Raw genomic sequence first — 20,824 nt, forward strand, 5'->3', positions numbered from 1 at the left:
CTGCAAGAATGCAGTGGAATAAAAACAGCATCTAATATACCCGACTCAGAAGATCGCGAAACCTACTGAAATCAGTAGGGGGAGGCGGTATGTCGTCCCGCCTTTCACGTTTTCCAAGGTCTGGAATAAAAGCTCCAATGGGTGGACGTTTTTTTTAGATGGATTCTCCGGCCCAGATGGCGCCGTTCCTTTCCAGCAGCGCTCTGAGTTCGGGAAGCGGAACCGCGCCCGGCGTGGTCTGCTTCTCAACCGCCAGCGCCGCGGCGGCTCCTGCCGCCTGACCCATCGCCATACAAGGCGCCTGAACGCGCAACGCGGAGTTGGCCATGCGGTCGCTCGATACGCAACGGCCCGCCACCATAATATTCTTACAGCCTTTCGGGATCAGCGCGCCCAACGGAATGATCGGCACAATGCCTGACTTCAATTTTTTGCCCTTCAGCCCCGACATGGTGTGGAGATCAATCGGATAAAAGGCATTACAGACCCCATCGTCATACGACTTGCCGGCGACGTAATCCGCCTCGGTAATAAACGCTTCGCCCATAATGCGATAATTCTCGCGGAACGAGGTTTCGGGCTGCATATGCATGAGCTGCTTTTTAGGGTTGCCGCGCAACCGTTCAAGAAGCATTTTTCGACCAAAGAGATTCGCAGCTGTTACCGTGCGAGAGTTGGTCGAATCGGCCCCCTCGACAGCAAAGCGCTTACACTGTCCCCGACCGGGATCAAGCGGTTTGCCTATCTTGAAGAGATAGGAGCCGGGTTGAGTCTCTGCTTCGCGCAAGCGCTCGCCCCCGATCAGCCCCACCACTGCGGCACCGCCGGTACAGTCAATGATCTGCTTACAGTTCACCGTACGCTGCGTCCCGAATCCGGCACAGGTGACCGTCCAGCCTTTACCCGTTTTAGTCACCTGAGTTGGAAATTCGTAGGTTGCGATATCCACGCCCGCTTTTTCGCACTTTTCCTCGGCCAGCAGCGCATAGAGGAATTGGTTGATCATGACTTGGTTTTTCCAGTGCGGTTTCAGATAAACCGAAAAGTCGGGCATTTCGCCGCCATCGAGTTCGACGCTCTCTTTCACCAGCTCCCAGCCGATTCCGCCGATCACCTGCTTGCCCCACGCGCCAAAGATTCCGGGCCACGCCACGCCGCCGGTGGTCATCGTTCCGCCCAACTGCGTCCCGCGCTCTACGATCATCGTCTTTGCGCCCGCTCGCGCTGCTTGAATCGCGGCAACCACACCGGCGGTTCCGCCGCCGACCACCAACACGTCCACCTCGTTTTTAAGCGATGCATCCGCTTTCTTTGTTGGCGCAACGGGAACCAGGCCGTCAGCTTTCGCGACAGCACCCGCCGCGAGACCCAGCGCGGAGAGCTGCATAAATTTACGTCGTCTAATGTTTTTCATAGTTATGCTCCTTTTTATATTTCTACGGAAACGGTGCGAACGCTTTTTTTTACAGGATGAACAGGATATACATGATGGTTCTGAATGAATCCTGTTCAATCACAGCTGGCACGCCACAATTTTTTTATAAATTGACCTCGTTTCATTTCCATTCCGGTGCTCGCATGCTTTCTGATTTACCGGATCAAATCCAGATAATCCTGTTATCCAGTCTAAAACGATACAGCCAAGCAATCCGTTGCATTTAAACTTTGAATCCTAGACGCTATGTAGAACTCTATTTCTTCTTATTCGCGCTCTGCTTTTTCTTCTTCGCCTCAAGCTGCCTTTTCTTTTTCTCGGCCTGCTTCTTTAACTTCTGCTCTTCGGGATTGATCACTTTAACGCCGTTGATCCGGCAAGCCTCTTCAACATTGTAAAATCCATCGAATTTTATATCAAACAACGGGCTCGGTGTATGCGCTTCGGCCATAATTTCTTTGATCTGGCTCATCACCTCGGGATGTTGCTTCGCCACATTCTGGTTTTCAAGCTCGTCGCCTTCCAGATTGTAGAGCTCAATCTTTTCTGGGTATCTGAAATCTGGCACAACCCCTTTCCAGTTCCCCATCCGCACCGCCGCTGAGGGGCGACCGGCATAGTTTTCCCAGTAAAGATATTTATGTTGCTTCTGCTTTTCCGGCAACCCAAGCAGCGTCGGCAGCATCGAAATGCCGTCGGTCGGGCCGTTAACCGGCTCACCCGTAAACTCCGCCATCGTCGGCAGAAAATCCCAAAAGGCAGAGATGTGATCGGAGGTGGTTCCGGCGGGAACTTTGCCGGGCCAATAGGCGAACATCGGCGAGCGGATTCCGCCCTCATACACATAGCGTTTCGATTTTTTGAGCCCGCCGGTCGCCTCGAAAAACTCGCGCGTTCCTTTCAGGGCGTGTGTGCCGTTATCGGAGTTGAACATGATCAGCGTGTTGTCCGCAATGCCGAGCTCTTCGAGCAAGCGCTTAACACGCCCGATATCGCGATCCATCCGCGAAACCATCGCCGCCTGGATTTTGAAATGTTCTTCGGGCCAGTCCTTATCGGCATATTCGCCGAGATCTGGCACTCGCCATTCCGTGTGCGGAATGCAGTAGGCCAGATAAAGGAACATCGGTTTATCTTTGTTTTCGGTAATCCACGTCACCGCCTCTTCGGTCATCAGGTCGTGACTGTAATCGTTATCGCTATCCGCACCGTTGGCTTTATTATTGAGCATCACCCGCTCGGTGTTGCGCCACAGAAAATCGGGATAATACTTGTGCGCCCTTCGCTGATCGGCATAGCCGAAGAAATAGTCAAACCCCTGCTTGTGCGGATGGCCGCTGTTCAGCACCGGATTATCCACGTTTTCCAGCACGCCACCGAGCCCCCACTTTCCAATCAGCGCGGTTTCGTAGCCCGCACGTTGCATCAGCTTGGCGACGGTTTCCGAATCTTCCGGAATCGGCGTTTGCCCGTTCGGGTAGAGCTTGCTGTTGGCTCGAATATAAGCATTTCCCGGATGCTTTCCCGTCATCAGTGAACAGCGCGACGGCGCACAAACCGCATTCCCGGTGTAGTGAGCGGGAAACTTCATTCCCGCTTTAGCCATCGCGTCGAGCTCCGGCGTTTTGATCTTTTTCTGCCCGTTATACCCGACCTCGCCGTAGCCGAGATCGTCCGCCAGAATATAAATCACATTCGGCCTGTCCTGAGGTTCTCGAAGGGGGGAGCGTGACGCTCCACCCATAGAAACCTGCCCGCCAAAGGAACAGACCGCGCCTATTAAACAGAGCATTCCCATGCTCATCTTCCGCCTTCCAGCCGTCGCCCAAGGGCTATGGTGGACACGAAAGGCGGGACAACGTACCTTTTTCTTACTCATTTTATCTCCTTACTAAACTAATTTAAATTCGCTGAGCTGGAACTGGGTAGAGTGCGTCTCTTTTACTTGGCTTCGCCGAAGATTTTAATGCCTTTGAGGCTAAAGGTCACCCGATCACCTACCAGCCCCACTTTTACGTAGCGAGCTTCCTTCGCCGGATTCACCGAAATCGTCCAATCTTTTTGCGCCTCTTCGCCCTGGAACACTTGCTTCCATTTCTGCTTATCGCTGGAAACCCAAACGTGCAAATTCTTGGCGTGCTTCATTCCACCATCCATGCGGTTTAGAATCGTCACCGCACGGATTTTTTGCGCTGCGCCCAAATCGACAATCACCCACGGATCGTTCGCTTTGTTTGAGATGAACGCAGCGGTCGCGCTCTGGGTGGTCAGCAGTGTGTCGACATATTTTGATTCCTTGAGCCCACTAAACTCAACGCTCGCCTTTTCGGAAATGCAGGGCAGCTCGATCACTTTGCCGTCCATCTTCAGCGCCTGCGTGTTGGAAATCTCATATTTAACCCCGGCAGGCACGCGGCGCGCGGCGCGGGTTTCGACCGGTTCGCTGCCATCGAGCAGGCGAATCGTGTAGCTAAAGGGGTACCGATCAGCGAAGTCGAGATTCGGCTGTTTATTCAACACCGAGAGCGCGGCGTCATATCGCAGGATCCAACGATCGCTCTGCGGCAGCGCGCTCCAGTGACGAACCTGTTTCATCTCCTGGGCGGTATGCCCCATCACGGAACCGTTCCCCGTTTCGTCGGAGATAATCATCAAACCGACGCCTTTCTTGTTTTGCATGGCCATCCATTCGAGATCGCCTCGGTTTCCACTCTCCTGCGGACGCACGTAGCGGCCCTTCATCGACTCGGCATCCGCTTTGTAGTGCCCAAAACGCCCGGAGGTCCTCCTTGTCTTGTAGTTTTCATACGGCCCAAGCGCCGCGTATTCCACCCGGTCAAACGCCTTCTTGAGTGGCAGGCGGGCGCCGATACGCATCTGCATGGAGCTGACAGCCAAATCAAGCTTGCGCACATCGTTATCGACCTGAATCGTGCCGTCGGACAGGATTGTATAGTAGGCGATATGGCGGAAACCGTACTCGTGTCCATTCGCCAAGTAGTCGCATTCGGCTTTGATCCGAACCATACCGGCGGGCGCATCGACCACACTAACCGTGCCGTTCTTGCGCACGAAATCATTGAGACCGGCGGCAATATCCTTCTTCATATTCGGCGACTGCCAAACGGTCCGGTCGTCGGTAAAGCAAACGTTCGGGTTAAACTCGATGCCCGGCAAATCGGACTCGGGCGAGAGGAGCATCTCCCCTTTCACCCGCAGCTGTTCGAGCAAGCCGGTTTTGCGATTGAACACCGCCTGGCTTTCCCCGGGCATATCGACCACCAGCCAGTCGCCTTTGGCCTGAATCTTAGGCGCGGCCTTCGGCATAGCGGCCGCCACCTCGGCTTTGGCCTGAAGCGGAACCTGGCCCGCCGCCACAAAGTCGCCTTTTTTGCCGCGGAACTCGTCGGCTTTCAGCGCGACATCGAAGTTGATGTCATAGCGTTGTCCCTTTTTGAGCTTATATTTGAATGGCGCTTTAAACTCGGTCTCCGAAAGCGGAGCCAGATCAAAGTCCACTTGCGCGCTCTCGACCGCTTTTCCGTTTTCAAGCAGTGCCCAGCGGAAATCGAACTCGTTAAGGTTGCGGATGCCGAACTTGTTTTTGATCGTCGCTACGCCGGCCGCATCGGCGGGATCAAACTGGACCTGCTGATACACCGCGCGAACCTGATACGATTTTCCGTTGAAGGAACGGTCGGGAAGCACCACGCCGTTATTACAAAACAGGCCGCTGTTGTCGAACGCGCCCCAGTCGCCGCCATAGGTCCAGTGCTTACCCTTCTGGCCCTCCACTTCCATCAAGACCGACTGGTCCGCAAAGTCCCAGATGTATCCGCCGTTCATACCGCGGTTGGCTTCAAAGAAGTGCCACTGCTCCTGGAAACGCGGCATGGAGTTACCCATCGCATGCGCATATTCGCACATAAAGAAGGGGCGCCGGTCCTGCCCGCTCTCGTTCCATTTTGGATAACGCTCGAACCCGCCGTACATCGGCGCGATGAGCTCGATATTGTGGAGATGCGTATTCTTGTCGTTGTGCTTTTGGAAGGTGCGCTCGGCGAAGCCCGGGCGGGTCGGATCGGTTTTCTTGGTGGCTTCAGCCATCGCCGTAAGCGTCGGGATCTCTTCCAGGTTTTTCGGGAACTGCTCGTTGCCGTAGGACCATATAATCACACAGGGCTGGTTCTTGTCGCGCTGAACCATGTTGTTCATGCGGAACAGGGCCTGCGGACGATAGAGCGGCTCGACCGCCGGATCGGCGTAGATCCGGTCAAAGGTATGGCTCTCCATGTTGCATTCATCCGCCACCGCGATGCCGTAGCGGTTACAGAGCGCGTAATAGCGAATATCTTTCGGGTAGTGCGCCATCCGCAGGCTGTTAATGTTCAACGCGCGCATGGTGGTGACATCCTTCACCATCTCTTCATAACTGAGGGTGCGGCCGGTGTGCTGACTCGTATCGTGCGCGTTCACCCCGCGGATCATATAGCGGGCGCCGTTGAGGTACATATTCCCGAACTCATCCCACGAAAACGTGCGGAACCCGACATCCTGGCGAAGCATTTCTTCGACCTTGTCCCCCTTTTTCAGGGTAAGGAATGCGGTGTAAAGTTTCGGCTGCTCTACGTGCCAGAGATCCGGCTTGGCAACCGATGCATTGATCTGGACTTTGCCGCCTTTTGACTTCGCCGCTTTGTTGAGTACGCTTTTGCCCGTCTGATTGTTGACCAGTTCAAACTCGACCGTGCGCGGCTCAGACGAACCGCCCAGGTCAACGTCCAGCTTGATCGTTCCCGCGCTCAGCTCATCGTTCAGTTCCGGGATCAGGAAAAAGTCCGCGATATGGGTCATGGGCGTCTGATAGATGTAGACATCGCGGATAATGCCGCTCATGCGGAGCATATCCTGGTTTTCCATATAGGTTCCGTCGCTCCAACGGATCACTTTAACCGCCAGACGGTTTTTACCCGATTTCAGGAACGAAGTAATGTCAAATTCTGCGGGCGTGAAACTGTCCTGCGAATAGCCCACCTGCTTGCCGTTGACCCAGCAATAAAAGGCGCTTTTCACGCCGCCGAAGTGCAGAATCACCCGCTCTTTGTTCCAGTTTTCAGGCACGGTAAACTCGGTCACATAACTGCCGACCGGATTGAATTCGGTTGGAACAAACCCTTCGGTCGCCGCTTTCTTTTTGGCCATACCCACTTGCTTGTCATTGGTCAAGTCGAGGTCGTTGCCCGTCTCGCCACCGCGTCCATTGCGCGGGTGAGAAACCATCGCCATGCCCGTATTGAAATAATAGAGCTCGCCGTACCCGGCAATCTGCCACGGCAACGGAACGGGGATCTCATCCCAGTCTTTGACGCTGTAGCTGGGCTTGTAAAAGTCCGCGGGAGCAGACTTCGGGTTCTCGCTCCAGTTAAACTTCCAGTTTCCGTTCAGCATCTTATAGCGGTCGGGGTGATACGGCATCGCCCAGTTCGGTTCGGGGCGCGCCGTCTCCATACTCGGGAAACGGTGGGCAAACGCATGGGACGGCAGCCGGTTTACGGCAAACACCTCCCGGTTGGCCCACTCCGGCTTGGTTTCGGCCGATTTTGCCGAAGCCATCACCGCAAACAACATAGCGACAGCCAAAAAAGCTCTCTGACTCGAAAACATCATCTATCTCCTTTATGAATAAAAACGGACCCCAGTATACCGAATGCAGGCATGCGCACAACCTGCTGAAATCAGTAGGGGGAAAGTACGTTGTTCCGCCTTTAGGCGGCCTTTCCGCAGAGCCAGTTCGCAGAGCCATTTCGCAGAGCCGCCTAAAGGCGGTACAACATACCTTTTCTGAATCATTTTACCCAGCGTTTCCAACATCTGGAACATTATCGGCTTCGCCGATTTATATAAAAAACCTCCCCCTGCTGGAAGGGAGAGGTTTGTGCAGTTCGATGCCTGCCTGCTTGCCTAGAGTATCATCTTGCGGCGGATGACGAGTATGGTCGAAGCGCCAAGCCCCAGCAGGCCGATCGTGGCCGGTTCCGGGATGGCAACGATGGTGTTTCCACCAACAAAAGAAACCTGGTCCGCATTGACGCCTGTGAGGTGCCCATCCGTAATAGCTTGCTGGAAATAACTCACCATATTCGTACCGGAAACAATCAACTCACCGTCGTTGGCCACATCGATTTCGTAGCCCCCGTAATAGGCAGCACCTGTGTCAAACCAGTCCACATCGGTGAAGGTCATCGTACCGCCATGCAGGTTCAGAAAACCGCTATTGCCAGTTGCACCAAGCAATCCAACTGCATCAAAGGTTCCGTCTAGCATATTGAAGGTACCACCTTCCTTTATACTCAAGGCTGCGGCTGTTGTCGTACTATTGATATCCCCCGTATTATCAAACACGGAGCTGGATTTATTTACACCAATGTAAAGTTGCATATTAAGAGTTCCAGCGTTCGTAATTGAAGCAGCGCTACCAAAAATGACAGCTCTCGAACTAAGTGTCCCCGCACTACCAATGGTAAGAGCGGTCCCCAAGGTAAGATTGTGCGACGCAGCACCCGCTGCATCGACCAGAACCGGACCACCGTCGGCACCAAGAGTTACCTTGTCGGTGGATAAGGGAACCCGACTCACCGGAAGTCCAGTGGTCTTATCAAGCCAGTTCGCAGTCGTGCTCCATGCGTTACCACTTGCATTGGTAAATATAAGGTCGGCATGCGCTACGCCGGCCAACCCCAACATGATCACCCCTATCATTGCTCTCTTCATTTCATTCTCCTTTGTTGGTTGTTATCGTTAAAACAGGCACCAATTTACCCGACTCAGAAGAATCGCACAACCTACTGAAATCAGTAGGGGTGTAAAAAGGCAGGCCGGAGGGAACTTTCATCCTAAAAACGGAGATGACAAACCGCGAATGAACGCCAATAGACGCGAATGGACAATGATACAGGGCTTTTTGCTTAAATTCGGGAGGGGTATCTCTTCTACTTTTTCAGGTGAAGGGATTGGTTTTCATAACCTCTTCATTATTAGCGTTCATTGGCGTCCATTAGCGGTTCTATTCCCGGATATAGGTTCATCCCTGCTACATGCCATGGCTGCCGTACAAAAAAGCGTGCCCGCGCATTTCGCACGGACACGCCTTCTATCCTCCGAACGGACGCCCGGATCTTAACTCCGGGTTATGGAGTCGTTACTTTATAGAACAGTTCATCAAGAATCGTACTGTTCGTAACCGAAACGGGAGACCCATCCCCGATAATCGTGTCCTGGATGCCCCATCCCGAAGGGATCGTCAGGTCGGCGTTGGTTTCGACGTTATAGGTCTGTCCATCGGATGTTCCCCACGAGAAGACCAGATCGCCGTCGACGAGACCGCCCATGGTGATGTCGCCGATCGGATCCGGATCTTCCGGCAGTTCGACGCGGATGGGCTCGATCAAGACGCTGTTCAAGTAGCCATTTGTCGACATGGCCCGAAAGGAAACATGCGCATAATCCAACGTTGGGGTTACAGCGTTCGTCGCACTATCAACTGGACTTATAGCCAGCCCGGTAAAATAATCCGTTCCATCAATGGCGAGGTCGGCCGTATTGTTCTTGTAGTAGGTAAATTCAAAAACGGATGCAGTATCGTTGGAAAACACATTAGCCGCCGTGCTGTCTATCGAACCGTTGTTGAGTCCCACTCCAGCGTGAACAGTAACAGAATTGCCGCTACTGAAGCGACTCCACGGCAATCCGTACTTGACCATATTTACATTGGCGGAATCGGCAAAGCCGAAGCCGGACAGTTGACCGCCGTCAACCCTCATCACAGCGGTGATTTTGAGTCCGGTCACGGAGCTGTCGTTATCCAGATCCAACGCGCTGAGATTAATGCTGAAACCATCCGTGCTGGCCCCTCCTGACGAGTTGGTGACCGATAATGTGCCACCGCTAATCTCCACTCCGTTGCTAGTGGTTGTGACTCCGGTCGCCTTGAATTCGGCTCCGGCAAAATCATTTGAATAAATGACCGATGTAAAGGCCGGCGGCACCTCCACGCTGCTAACGATCGTGTCTGAACCATCAAAAACAACCTGATCCGACGTGACGCCGGTGAGCAAATTAGACGAAATAGCACTCTGGAAATAACTCACCATATTCGTGCCTTCAATAATCAGCGCGCCGTCGTTGGCCACATCGATGAAGTAGTTTCCGTAAGTGCTAGTATTACTTATGTCAAAAAAGTCCGTATCACCGAACGTCATCGTACCGCCATGCACATTCAGCAGACCGTCAGTGCCAGTTGCAGTGAGTATACCAACACCAAAAGTAGAAGCAGTAAAGGTTCCGCCCAACATAGTAAAGGTACCCGATTCGAATTTAATACCTTGGTCGGGGTTTTTTGTATTTCCCTCCACAATCACCGTCCCCGTATTAACAAATGTGCCATTATGGTTGATGGCGAGAAACGACGCAATAGTCCCATTGTTCGTCACGGTCTGGTTGTCGGGTTGAAAGAAAGCTCTCATATCAAGCGTAGCCCCACTATCAACGGTAAGAGTGGAGCCAACTAAAGTAAGAGCTTTTGCCTCGGCAGTACCTGCATCGATCAGAATCGTTTGGTTAGTAGCAACTACGTTATCGCTTCCTGCGGGAAGCGCTAGCGTGTCCCAGTTGTTGGTGTTTGACCACAAATGATCCCCGCTAGCATCCGTGTATATAATGGCATGCGCCACACCGGCCAAACCCATCATGATCAGTCCTATCAGTATTCTCTTCATTTCATTCTCCTTTTGGTAGTAGTTAACCATTAACTACAGATATCAATTTACCCGATTTTCGAAATCGCACAACCTACTGAAATCAGTAGGAGTGTGCGGGCTTCCATTTCTCCGGATTTTCTGCTCTTTTAGCGGAATGAAATCCGCACTTTATATCGTAACCAGCGCATTGCTCCTGGGCTGCACCCCGGAGCAAAACCGCTTGGAGGCCGAGCGAACAGCTACCGCAGCCCAACTGGAAAAACTGCCGCGCCTTAAAATCGATACGCTCATCCCGACGCTGGGCTATCTCTCTAAAGTTGCGGAAAACCAGCGGACGGGTGATCGCATCACGATTGCGTTTCCCGAGCCGAAGCCGGCCGATACGGTTGTGCTGGTTCCGGTAAATTTCCTGAACAACAAAAACGAGTATGTCGCCCGCGGATTTCCGCTCCGCTTTAAGATCGAAGCACAAACGCCGGAAAACGAAACCCTCCTGATTGCGGATCATACGCAGTCCGATTTTCTCTGCCCGGGCATCGCTCCGGTCATTTTCAAGATCGCCGACCCGCGCCCCGTGAAAAGCCTCACGTTGAGCGTTACAAAACTGAGCCCTGGAAACGTCTGGTTTTCAAAACTGCCTATTTTCATGCTGAACGAGCTGCTGGTTTTTTCGGGCGAAGAAAACATGGCGCTCAACGCGGCGGTTGACAGCGAAAGCCCCTTTCGTTCCCCCTTCGTTTTCGACCCCGATTATCTGGTGGACGGCTATTCCTATTTCCCGCCCATTGATCCGGCGACCGGCAAACCGTTCCGCCAGTTTACTTCGTTCGAAGCGCAGCTTCAGCTTTTCTTCGATCTCGGGAAAACGCAAACCCTGAACGGGGCGCGCTTTTATCCAAATAATCTCAACCCGCAGTTTTTGAATCCACATTCGGCCAGCATCGGGTTTCCAAAAGAAATTTTGCTCAAGGTCTCTGACTCACCCTCTTTTGAAAACGCCGTCACCCGGATCATCTCAAATGCAAAGCACCCCACCTATGTAAGCAACGCTCCGCTCTGTAAAAAACTTAAATCGATCACAGGGCGCTACGTTCAAATCACACTGAAAGAAGGACGGAAAGACCCACGCAGAAGCGGATCGCCGATGATATCGCTCTCCGAAATTGAACTGCTGCACAACGGCATAAACCGGCTGACCGGAATCCCGTTCGAGACCGCCACCCCTTTAAAAATAGGTGAAATCCACAAAATAAAGCCCACGGTTTTGACCGACGGCAAATCGATTCTCGGAACAATTGTCCCGCAGAAAAAGTGGCTGCTCCAGCTCGCGCGCCGGGCGGAACTCGAACAGGAAAACGCCGAACTGATCCTCAAGCAGGAACGCAGCTATGCCCAACAAAAGGAGACGGTGCGCAACCTGCTCTTTGCCATCCCTTTTCTGCTGATTTCGTTCCTCTTTCTTCTGCTCCGAAACCGGTATCAACACCGCAAGAACACGCAGGCCCTGCGCGAACGGATTGCCGACGATTTGCACGACGAAACGGGTGCCACGCTCAGCAGCATCGCCAACTCCGCGCAACTGCTCGCCGAACTCTCCTCCGGCAAGAACAGCGACGATGAGGCCGAGCTGATCGCCGATATTATCGGAAGCGCCGAGCGCAGTGCCAAAGAGACCCGCGCACTCATCCTGTTCCTGGAAAAAAACTCAAGCCAGGGCGACCTGATCGACCGCTTCCGCAACACCGCCCGTCAAATGCTCTCCGGCTTTGAGCTGACGCTGGATTTGCAGGCGGAAAAACAGTTCAACCAACTGATTCCCATCCAGAAGTGGGATCTGCTCCTCTTCTTCAAGGAGGTACTCAACAACATTATCAAACACGCCGCCGCCGATGCGGTGGAAATCCGCACACGAAAAAAGGGACACGCGCTTCACCTTGAAATCCGTGATAATGGTAAAGGGCTGCCGCTGAACACCCAGCCGACCCATTTAGCTAAACGCGCCAAAAAACTGAACGCCAAAATTGAGGTCACTTCCCCCGAAACGGGAGGCACGACGATTAAATGCACGTTGTCGAAAGGTACGTTGTCCCGCCTTTAGGCGGCAGTGGGAAAGGTATGTTGTCCCGCCTTTAGGCGGCGAATGAGATAAAGAAAAATGTATACATGGCGAAAACTAAATAAAGAACAGCAATCAGAGCTATTGCAGTTCCGAGAACAGCTTTCTCGGCCGATGCATTCCCCTCCACATTTTAAATGCGATTCCCCCACCCGCTTTCATCTTTCCGGTGCATGCTATGAGCACAAACCGATCATCGGTTATTCTTATGAACGAATGTTGAGCTTTTCATCACAGCTGATTTCATTTTTCGAAGAAAATGCGGATGAAATTTATGCCTGGTGTGTGCTTCCAAACCACTGGCATATTTTGGCTCTGACTGCTGACTTAAAAGGGTTAACGAAAAAACTCGGTGTGTTGCACGGAAAGGCGTCGTTTCAGTGGAATCGAGAGGAAAAGTTACAGGGGCGTACGTGCTGGAGTAAATGCGCCGACCGAAGAATCCGTTCAAAAGCGCATTTTTATGCGGCCTGTAATTATATTCACAACAATCCAGTAAAGCATGGATATGTTAAAAAATGGCAGGAATGGGAATTTTCGAGTGCCGGAGCCTTTGTAGAAACCCTCGGGAGAGAAACCTGTCTTGAGCTTTGGGAGACGTATCCTGTTTTGGATATGGGAGAGAAATGGGATTAAAGAAGGTATGTAGAAAAGGTACGTTGTCCCGCCTTTAGGCGGCTCTGCGGAATGACCGCCTAAAGGCGGGACAACGTACCTTTTACATTAAAATCTTATGATAAAAATAGCCATTGTAGAAGATAACGAGTCGTACCGGAAATCGCTCCTGAAAATTATTAAACTGACGGACGATATGACCTGCCTCGGAAGCTTTCCTTCCACGGAAGCCTACCTTAAAGCACTCAAAGGGTCGGCTCTCAAAAAACCCGACATTCTCTTGCTCGATCTCAATCTGCCCGGCGAGCACGGCCTCAAAATGCTTCCGCTACTTAAAGAAACGGCCCCCGAAACCGACGTCATTGTGCTGACGCAAGACAGCGATTTTCGAACCGCGCTTGAAGCGTTTCACCTCGACGCGGCGGGCTATCTGATTAAAGGCGCATCCATCGATAAAATCCGCGAAGTCATCCGAGCCATTGCCGAGGGAGGGACCTATATCGACGCCCAGCTTTCGCGCGTTGTGCTCAGCGTGTTGTGCGGCCACGATGCCACGGAAAAGAACCCGCTCTCTCCGCGCGAAATCCAAATCCTCAAACTCCTCGCGCAGGGCTTCGCTCAAAAGGAGGTGGCGGAGAAACTGGAGCTGAGCTACCACACCGTCTGCTTTCACATCCGCGGAACGTTCAAGAAACTCGACGTGCCCAACCTCACCGCCGCCGTCGCCAAAGCCACCCGCCAAGGGCTGATTTAACCTACATCCGGCAATTAAAATGATGGAAAAATGTACGCAACCTTCAGTACGCCCAACGTTTATCCATCAACAAATTCGACTCACTTCAATACCGAGCAGTGCGCCGAGTTTTTCGATTTTGTCGCCGATATGGCCCACGCCGATCGCACAGTGGTGCGCGGGCCCGCCTTTGGACCAGTCGTTCATGAAGCCTTTGGCGCCAATGCTGAATTTGTAGCGGCTGTTGGTGTTGCCGATCTGCAGGATCGGCCCTGGAACGGATTCGCCTTCCGCAAACTGGAGAAAGACAGAGCCGTCGCGGCGCGTCACCACGGAAAGAATTGTGACCGGTCCGTGCTGGACGGTCATCTGAACCGAAAGCCCTTTGCCGGGCTTGCCGTGATAGACCGACAACGGAACGAGTGCGACGCGTCCTTCGGAAATCGCGAAATGCGCCGGCCCGTCGTGACCGAGATAAACGACATCATCGACGAAATCAGAGAGATAGAATTCGGAGAAGGAACCGCCGACGCCGAACAGATCCATGATTTTCATCGCCTGCACATTCTTCACTTCGCACTCGCCCGCGACCGGAATATTGCGACCGGTTAAGAGCGTGTTGCCTGCAATGACAGAAGTAACGATGTTTTCATATTCGCCCGCGCCTTCATAATAATAGGCCATGGAACCGAGGTTGTGTTTATCGATCAGCTTATCGAGCGCAACGGAAGTCTTTGCCGCCCGCTCGATTTCAGCCTGCTCGCACTCGGCCGAGACTTCAAATTTCTCATTAAGCTCAGCCACTTTTGTAGCAACTTCGTCATCCGTCACCGCTTTGCGCAGCTCATACACCTCGCACATTTCCAAGAGTTGGAAATGATTGCCGAAGGTGGCCGACTGCTGAGTCAGGTCGGAATAGACATCGAGCATGCCGCAGTAGTAGTGGCCGAGCACACCGACCCGGTTTTCGCGCATCCCAGCGGCGACGTTGGCGGCGTCCACCCAATCCTGAATCTCCTGCCACGCTTCCTCTTCCTGGAGGTAGCCGGTCACGACGTGGTAGTCGATTCCCGTCCGGTTAAAAACACAAGCCAGCTCCGGCACGGAGCAGGACTGACAGTGTTCGAGCCAAACACCGGTCATGACGCCGCGATCGCCGAGTGCGTTAAACTTTTCGTAATCGAGTTGCGCCACCGGCTGCAGATTGAGCATCACCACCGGCACCTTGGTTTTCTGCACCACTGGCAGCACGGTCGACGAGAGCGCGTAGGTGGAAATGAAGAGGAAGATCACCTCGACATCCTCTTTCTTGAAGAGCTCCGCCGCCGCGCCCGCCTTTTCGACGTTGTCCACCATGCCGGCATCGACAAGCTCCGCGCCCATGTCCCCAATGCGGTCGCGGATTTCGGCATGATAACCGTTCAGGTTGTCGAGCAATCCGTCAAACTGCGGCCAGTACGTGTCGAGTCCGATTGAAAAAATTCCTGCCTTCATGATTATTTCTCCTGCGTTTGTTTAAAAATAATTTCCTTAAATTCTGATGCCCGAACAACTACTGCTTTTTTTTGACCGCAAAGACGCGAAATTTAATCCCTGACGGCGTACTAGTGTCCGCCCCCTGCACCTTGCAGATAGTTACCAAGCCCAATGAGTACCGTGGAAAAGGCGATGACCAAAATGCCGAAGACAAGGGTTCCAATGGCCTTCCGGCCGGTGCCCTTCCACTCCTTCAGATAGAGACTCCACAGGTTGCTGGCCATGATCACGAACGACATATGCAGTGTCCAGCTCGTGAAATCATACTCGCCCATTTTAGTCGAACCCATCCCGTAGAACATGAACTGTAGATACCAGGTGACCCCCGCGAGCGCCGCGAAACTGTAGTTTTTCTTTAGAGGTGCATCCTTGCTGGATAAATCTTTCCAGCTTCCGTTCGAGCGGAGGAGGTATCCACACCAGACCGCATTGGTGGTAAAGCCGCCAAGCAACACCACCACGAGAACGGCATTGTTTACCCAAAGACCTGCGGTGCCGGATGCGGCCGCTGCTTCTGCAACAGGCTTACCCGCCGCGAAGGCAAACGCCATGCAAGCGCTCATCAGCCCGGCAAATCCGGCCACCAGCAGCCCGCGTCCGAGATGGAAATCCTGTTTATCCTCTTCCTCTTTCGTCAACGCGGACTCCTTCAGATGTCCCGCGTAACCGCATACCCCTATGCCGATCAGGCAAACCAGAATGCCGGAGAGCACCACCCAGCCGGGGCCGGTTGTAAGCAACGTGATGATGCTGCCGTCATAAATCGCCGGAACCAGCGTCCCGAAGGCTGCGCAGAATCCCAGCGCCACGCCGTAGCCGAGCGACATGCCCAGATAGCGGACCGACAACCCGAACGTCAGCCCGCCGATGCCCCAAAGCAGGCCAAACAGAAACGTCCACCCCAGTGCGGCTGTCGGCGTACTTAGAATGGTGCCGAAGAGTTCGGGCACCGTCAGCAGCGCCACCACCAGCGGCGCAATGATCCACGAAAAGAACCCGTTCACCAGCCAGCCGCTCTCCCACGACCACTCGCGAACCTTTTTCAACGGCAGATAAAAACTCCCCGCCGCAAATCCGCCCACCGCATGCAAAAATATACCCAACGCAACCATGTTAGCTCCTTTATCCCAAACTTCTTGTTCTTTTATGATCCATCACCAACCGCTTCGACAACCTATTGCCGATTGATGATTGCCGATTAAAAGTGCAGAAGCTACCGGCAAAAAAATCGGCAATCTACTTCGACTCTTCCAAACCGGTTACATAACAAAAAGTACCACCCCGCCCAAATTTAACAATGGACAGAATGGCATCATTTTTGCACATTATGACTTTTAATGAACAGAAACGAAAAAGCTTGGTCCTGCTACCTTCCGCATTCGCCCGAAGCGGAGGAATGGGGATTGTTTATCCTGGATGCCGGCTACACGGTCATTCCGCCCAACACCCCCTATCCGCCCGGACAGCACCCCGATGATCACATGTCGGTGACCAGCGGCCGCACGCTCGACAGCTATACGCTCGTCTACATCACCCGTGGCGGCGGCACCTTTGAATCGCGCTCTGGAGGCGCACACACGATCAACGAAGGCGATCTGTTTATGGTGCATCCCGACGAATGGCACTGTTACCAGCCCGATCCGGCAACGGGCTGGGATGAATACTGGGTGGAATTTGACGGCGAACAGGCGCGACGCATCATGGGTCACGACGAGTTTTCGCTAAAGAAGCCGGTGCACTCCATCGGCGCCGACGACCAGATCCTGCGGCTGTTCATCGAGATAGCCGAAGCCACACAAACCCAGTCGCCCGGATTCGAGCATATTATCGCCACGCAAGCCTCGCAGATTGTTGCCCGCATCCTGGCGCGCCTGCGCTACAGCAGCGCTGAAGCGCGCGAAACGGAAACCCTCATCCGCCAAGCCCGTTTACATATTTTGAAAAACGCCGAACAGTCGATTGACTTCCCGGAACTCGCCGGCGAACTCGGCATCAGCTATTCCGCCTTCCGCCACCGCTTCAAGCAGATCACCGGCCTGCCGCCCGGGCAGTACCAGATTCAGATTCGGCTCAACAAAGCCCGTCGACTCCTGCGCAACAGTCCGCTCTCCGTCGCCGACATCGCCGCACAGCTCGGCTTCGAGTCGATCTACTACTTTTCCCGCCTCTTCAAAAAGAAAACCGGCATCTCCCCCCTGCACTACCGCACAGACCAGCATTGATTTTTCATGTTGTCCCGGCTGTTAACGGACGCCGCGAGATTATTCAGATTTGGCCTGTTCCTCCCGGGCGAGGATTTCGAAAAAGATGATGCAGGAGCTGCTGACATATTTTAGCCGCTGTTTTTCCGCCTTCTCTACTTTGGCTTTGCGGCAACCGTCGTTGAGTTCGTTGACTGCGTCAATGAACGGCGCGCGGTTTTCGACGTAAAACAGATAGTTGACCGCCATCAATTTGATGAACCAGTTTTCGTGCTGGAAATATTCCTTAATTTTTTCTTCCGCCGCTTTGGTTTCGAAGTTTTTCCAGATCACAGCGGCGGCGGTTACACCGGCGGGCGGACAGGCGTCGTTCATGACCTCGGCGATTTCTGCTTCGTACGGCGCCAAATCCTGTTTGCTTTGCGACATCAATCCCAACGCAGCCCAATAGCGGACAAACCGGTTCGGGTCTTTCAGCAAGGCCACCTGTTTTTTGGTAACATCTGCGCCTCGGAAACCGGAGAGCGACGCGGCGGCAACCACCTCTTTAATTGGATAGTTTTTGTCGTCGAGCCGGAACTCGTACGCGGTGCTCTCTTTGGAAACCAGTCCGATTTCGTATTCCGGCAGCAAGTGCACATCGCGCCCTGAAACCAGTTTAGCTTCAAGCTGTTTGCGCATTTTTTCCAGCCGTTTTTTGTGCTTCGGATCACTGGCGAGATTTTTCGTTTCCCACGGATCTTCTTTGATATTGAATAGAAATTCCGGCTCGCGCGGAACGAAGAGGCTCGCCTGAAATTCGTTCAGCTCCCCTGCCCCTAAATCTGAGCGCATCTGCTTCATGATATCGGAGATTTCGGTGTAGGATTTGAACCGTTCTTCGGGCATGTACGCCATATAGTTGCGCGCGTAGAAATAGTCGCCATTGCTGACCCCGCGCATCAGCCCGATCCCGTTGTCGCAGCGGTCAGCGGAAAAGACTAGGTGATCGGTCGGTTTGGTGCGATTTTTTCCCATCAAAATCCGCCCGTTCATATGTTCGGGAATTGTTCCGCCCGCCAGGCTGATGAGGGTCGGCGCCAGATCTTCAAAGCTGATCAGCTCGTCGGTCGTTACGCCGCCCGTGCCCCACGGTGAGAGGTGTTTCCATTTTTCAGGAATCGAGATGACAAACGGAACCTGGTAGCTCAGGTTGATTCCGTTCTGTTTTCCGCGCGGAATGCCTTCGCCGTGGTCAGCATAGAAAAAGATGATGGTATCGTCGCGCAGTCCGTCGTCTTCGAGCTTTTTGAGCAGTTCGCCGATGCGGATATCCGTGAGTTTGATCGAGTTATAAACGCGGGCGAATTGCTTGCGCATTTCCGGGCTGTCTTTCAGGAACGGCGGCATCACGAACTGGTCGTCGCGGATCATCTGCTCCGGCGAAAGGTTTTCGAGCACCATTTTTTCATACCATTCGAAGGATTTAGACATCGTTCGGGATTGATGCGAATCGTTCTGATTGAAGACGCAGAAAAACGGTTGGCCCTCTTCGCGCTTCCACCAGCCGACTGTACCGTCCATCGTCCACGCCTCGTGTTTCTTCCACTCAATGTCGGCAAAATTGTAGTCCTTTTTGCCGCAGTTACTCGTGAAGTATCCGACCTCTTTCATGTAATAGGGGAATCCTTTGATGAACTCGGGAACAGGGTACTGGCTGCGATGGTTGCCGGTTCCCATTTCATAGGTTCGGGCGCCCGTAAAAATGGTGGAACGGCTTGACGAACAAACCGGGCCGGTTGCGTACGCATTCGTGAAGCGAACGCCCTCGCGCGCCAAGCGGTCGATATTCGGGGTGCGCGCATTTTTATCGCCATAGCATCCGATAAAATGCGGCGAGGTGTCTTCCATCGTAATCCAGAGGATATTCGGTTTTTCTGCCGCGAAGGCTACGGACGACAGTGCAAACAGAACCATTAACAAACCCAGTTTCTTCATGCGGACATTCTCCTTATTTTTATTACTTGGATTCACTGTCATCCCATAGAGAACGCTAATGAAGTATAAGCGCCCGTTTTTGTTAAGGTTTTTGATGTTCGATTCATTTAGTCGATTTCGATTTTTTATCGAAGGTTAATGATGGTTTCCCGTTTTAAACAGTTGGCTGTCCCACAGCTTTTAGACGAACCCCGGCAGATACGCCTGTTCCGGTGCTCCTCTGATACGACTGGGTGGTTTGGCTGTCCCATAGGATTCCAGCAAGGCCGTCAGATCCCAGCGTCGCCACAGCGCGGCGCGCACAACGGTAAAGAGACGCTTGAAGCTGTGTCCCCACCCGTGCATGAACGCCAGGCAGCGCATGAGCAGATGCACCAGCAGCCCCGTCCAGACCTGCCAGCGAACGGCGTTGGCGCTGTAGCCGAGGAAGTCGGAGAGCTGGAGCGTCTGCTTGATCTCTTTGAAAAATACCTCGATGTCCCATCGGCAACGGTAGAGTTCAGCGATCGTCCACGCGCTCCACTCCATGTGGTTGGTCATGAAGACTATTTCGACATCTTTGCCGTTGATCTCCACGAGGGCAACGACGCGGCGCAGCTCGCTCGGGTAGGCCTCCTTCGATTTTTCGAGCGCCATCTCAATCACCTCGTCGCGAATGATGCGCTTGTGTCCGGTAGTTTCGAGCGTGCGCACCACATCGTATTGCATGTTGTCCTTGGCCCGGCCTACCCACCAGATGCCGCGCTCCGTCAGTTCGTAGAGATGCCCGAATTTCGTGTAAGCCTTGTCGAACACGGCGATTTCACCGGATTTGAGCCCTGCGCACAACGCCTGCGCCTTGGTGCTATCATGGTGCTTCGCCGTATCAACGATGGCGCACCGGGGCAGAAAGCTCTGCAGGTCGAGGCGCAGATGACACTTGGCCGCGGCTTTGCGACGGCGGTGCTTCGCCCAGTCCATGCAGTTGGCGACCAGTTGGACCGTGGTCGAGTCCATCGCATGGATCGCCTTGCTGAAGCGCCGAAGGTATCCGCGCCGAACTTTGCCTTTCGCGAAGCCCGGAACCGTATCCATCAGATGCTTCATCATGCTCCAGTAGAGTTCTTCAGCCATGTCCGCGCTGCGGACCCTGTTCGCATGGCTCAGGTTGTTGCGCGAAGGAGGAACTGCACCTCGTATAGTCGAGAGCGCCGCCGCATTCATCTGGAGCGCGTCGCACACATCATTGAGTCCAAGCGCGTGCGAGAAGTGGGCGTACATCAACGAAACCACATGGCTCCACGGCGCGTACGTCCGGCATCGGGCGTCTACGCCATGCTTCTTCGCAAGGTTCGACACCATGTGTCCGGGAATCAGATTGCACATTTGTTTCAAGGTAGTATACCTATGTCCGGCTGGTTTGTGTTTTTGTCTTTGTTTTTTCATACCCTCCGAGTGGAGGATTTAAGACGCACT

General features: G+C 53.4%; 13 protein-coding genes. 4 read left to right on the forward strand and 9 right to left on the reverse strand.

Annotation, left to right across the window (positions count from 1 at the left end; all coding sequences use genetic code 11):
• Positions 1-154 precede the first annotated feature (154 nt).
• From E9954_RS10545 to E9954_RS10565, 5 genes are all read right to left on the reverse strand, one after another.
• Positions 155-1,414: an FAD-dependent oxidoreductase gene (locus tag E9954_RS10545; RefSeq protein ID WP_136079136.1), complete on the reverse strand. Its 1,260-nt coding sequence runs from the start codon at positions 1,412-1,414 to the stop codon at positions 155-157.
• Between the two features lie 277 nt (positions 1,415-1,691).
• Positions 1,692-3,128, reverse strand: coding sequence for an arylsulfatase (locus E9954_RS10550; RefSeq protein ID WP_222847139.1), 1,437 nt, complete (start codon positions 3,126-3,128; stop codon positions 1,692-1,694).
• 248 nt (positions 3,129-3,376) lie between these two features.
• Positions 3,377-7,102: a glycoside hydrolase family 2 TIM barrel-domain containing protein gene (locus tag E9954_RS10555; protein WP_136079137.1), complete on the reverse strand. Its 3,726-nt coding sequence runs from the start codon at positions 7,100-7,102 to the stop codon at positions 3,377-3,379.
• Between the two features lie 294 nt (positions 7,103-7,396).
• A complete protein-coding gene (locus E9954_RS10560; protein WP_136079138.1) occupies positions 7,397-8,206 on the reverse strand; it encodes a PEP-CTERM sorting domain-containing protein in 810 nt (269 codons plus the stop codon).
• A gap of 416 nt (positions 8,207-8,622) precedes the next feature.
• A complete protein-coding gene (locus E9954_RS10565; RefSeq protein ID WP_136079139.1) occupies positions 8,623-10,209 on the reverse strand; it encodes a hypothetical protein in 1,587 nt (528 codons plus the stop codon).
• Positions 10,210-10,345: 136 nt separating this feature from the next.
• Here E9954_RS10565 and E9954_RS10570 point away from each other — a divergent pair, with 136 nt between their 5' ends.
• The 3 genes from E9954_RS10570 to E9954_RS10580 all read left to right on the forward strand — a co-directional run bounded on the left by E9954_RS10570 (position 10,346) and on the right by E9954_RS10580 (position 13,676).
• Entirely contained in the window at positions 10,346-12,289 is a 1,944-nt protein-coding gene (locus tag E9954_RS10570) for a sensor histidine kinase (RefSeq protein WP_136079140.1), read from the forward strand.
• Positions 12,290-12,346: 57 nt separating this feature from the next.
• A complete protein-coding gene (locus E9954_RS10575; protein WP_136079141.1) occupies positions 12,347-12,943 on the forward strand; it encodes a hypothetical protein in 597 nt (198 codons plus the stop codon).
• Between the two features lie 97 nt (positions 12,944-13,040).
• Complete coding sequence (locus E9954_RS10580) at positions 13,041-13,676, forward strand: response regulator transcription factor (protein ID WP_136079142.1); 636 nt, start codon at positions 13,041-13,043, stop codon at positions 13,674-13,676.
• Positions 13,677-13,742: 66 nt separating this feature from the next.
• Here E9954_RS10580 and E9954_RS10585 read toward each other — a convergent pair whose 3' ends face one another.
• Together E9954_RS10585 and E9954_RS10590 are read right to left on the reverse strand one after the other, a co-directional pair.
• Positions 13,743-15,149: an L-fucose/L-arabinose isomerase family protein gene (locus E9954_RS10585; RefSeq protein WP_136079143.1), complete on the reverse strand. Its 1,407-nt coding sequence runs from the start codon at positions 15,147-15,149 to the stop codon at positions 13,743-13,745.
• Positions 15,150-15,259: 110 nt separating this feature from the next.
• Entirely contained in the window at positions 15,260-16,303 is a 1,044-nt protein-coding gene (locus tag E9954_RS10590; protein WP_136079144.1) for an L-rhamnose/proton symporter RhaT, read from the reverse strand.
• Between the two features lie 225 nt (positions 16,304-16,528).
• On the opposite strand from E9954_RS10590, the gene E9954_RS10595 reads away from it, so the two are divergent.
• Positions 16,529-17,413, forward strand: coding sequence for a helix-turn-helix domain-containing protein (locus E9954_RS10595; RefSeq protein WP_136079145.1), 885 nt, complete (start codon positions 16,529-16,531; stop codon positions 17,411-17,413).
• 39 nt (positions 17,414-17,452) lie between these two features.
• Here E9954_RS10595 and E9954_RS10600 read toward each other — a convergent pair whose 3' ends face one another.
• Together E9954_RS10600 and E9954_RS10605 are read right to left on the reverse strand one after the other, a co-directional pair.
• Positions 17,453-19,369: a sulfatase family protein gene (locus E9954_RS10600; RefSeq protein ID WP_168442152.1), complete on the reverse strand. Its 1,917-nt coding sequence runs from the start codon at positions 19,367-19,369 to the stop codon at positions 17,453-17,455.
• Between the two features lie 180 nt (positions 19,370-19,549).
• Positions 19,550-20,794, reverse strand: a complete 1,245-nt coding sequence (locus tag E9954_RS10605; protein WP_136079123.1) for an IS4 family transposase — start codon at positions 20,792-20,794, stop codon at positions 19,550-19,552.
• Between the last annotated feature and the right edge of the window lie 30 nt (positions 20,795-20,824).

This window comes from Pontiella desulfatans, assembly GCF_900890425.1.
Taxonomy (GTDB): domain Bacteria; phylum Verrucomicrobiota; class Kiritimatiellia; order Kiritimatiellales; family Pontiellaceae; genus Pontiella; species Pontiella desulfatans.

Excerpts from the sequence above, each read along its gene's own strand:
- E9954_RS10545 (WP_136079136.1), bottom strand. The coding sequence starts at position 1,414 with ATGAAAAACATTAGACGACGTAAATTTATGCAGCTCTCCGCGCTGGGT.
- E9954_RS10555 (WP_136079137.1), bottom strand. The coding sequence starts at position 7,102 with ATGATGTTTTCGAGTCAGAGAGCTTTTTTGGCTGTCGCTATGTTGTTT.
- E9954_RS10560 (WP_136079138.1), bottom strand. The coding sequence starts at position 8,206 with ATGAAGAGAGCAATGATAGGGGTGATCATGTTGGGGTTGGCCGGCGTA.
- E9954_RS10565 (WP_136079139.1), bottom strand. The coding sequence starts at position 10,209 with ATGAAGAGAATACTGATAGGACTGATCATGATGGGTTTGGCCGGTGTG.
- E9954_RS10570 (WP_136079140.1), top strand. The coding sequence starts at position 10,346 with ATGAAATCCGCACTTTATATCGTAACCAGCGCATTGCTCCTGGGCTGC.
- E9954_RS10575 (WP_136079141.1), top strand. The coding sequence starts at position 12,347 with ATGTATACATGGCGAAAACTAAATAAAGAACAGCAATCAGAGCTATTG.
- E9954_RS10580 (WP_136079142.1), top strand. The coding sequence starts at position 13,041 with ATGATAAAAATAGCCATTGTAGAAGATAACGAGTCGTACCGGAAATCG.
- E9954_RS10585 (WP_136079143.1), bottom strand. The coding sequence starts at position 15,149 with ATGAAGGCAGGAATTTTTTCAATCGGACTCGACACGTACTGGCCGCAG.
- E9954_RS10590 (WP_136079144.1), bottom strand. The coding sequence starts at position 16,303 with ATGGTTGCGTTGGGTATATTTTTGCATGCGGTGGGCGGATTTGCGGCG.
- E9954_RS10595 (WP_136079145.1), top strand. The coding sequence starts at position 16,529 with ATGAACAGAAACGAAAAAGCTTGGTCCTGCTACCTTCCGCATTCGCCC.
- E9954_RS10600 (WP_168442152.1), bottom strand. The coding sequence starts at position 19,369 with ATGAAGAAACTGGGTTTGTTAATGGTTCTGTTTGCACTGTCGTCCGTA.
- E9954_RS10605 (WP_136079123.1), bottom strand. The coding sequence starts at position 20,794 with ATGAAAAAACAAAGACAAAAACACAAACCAGCCGGACATAGGTATACT.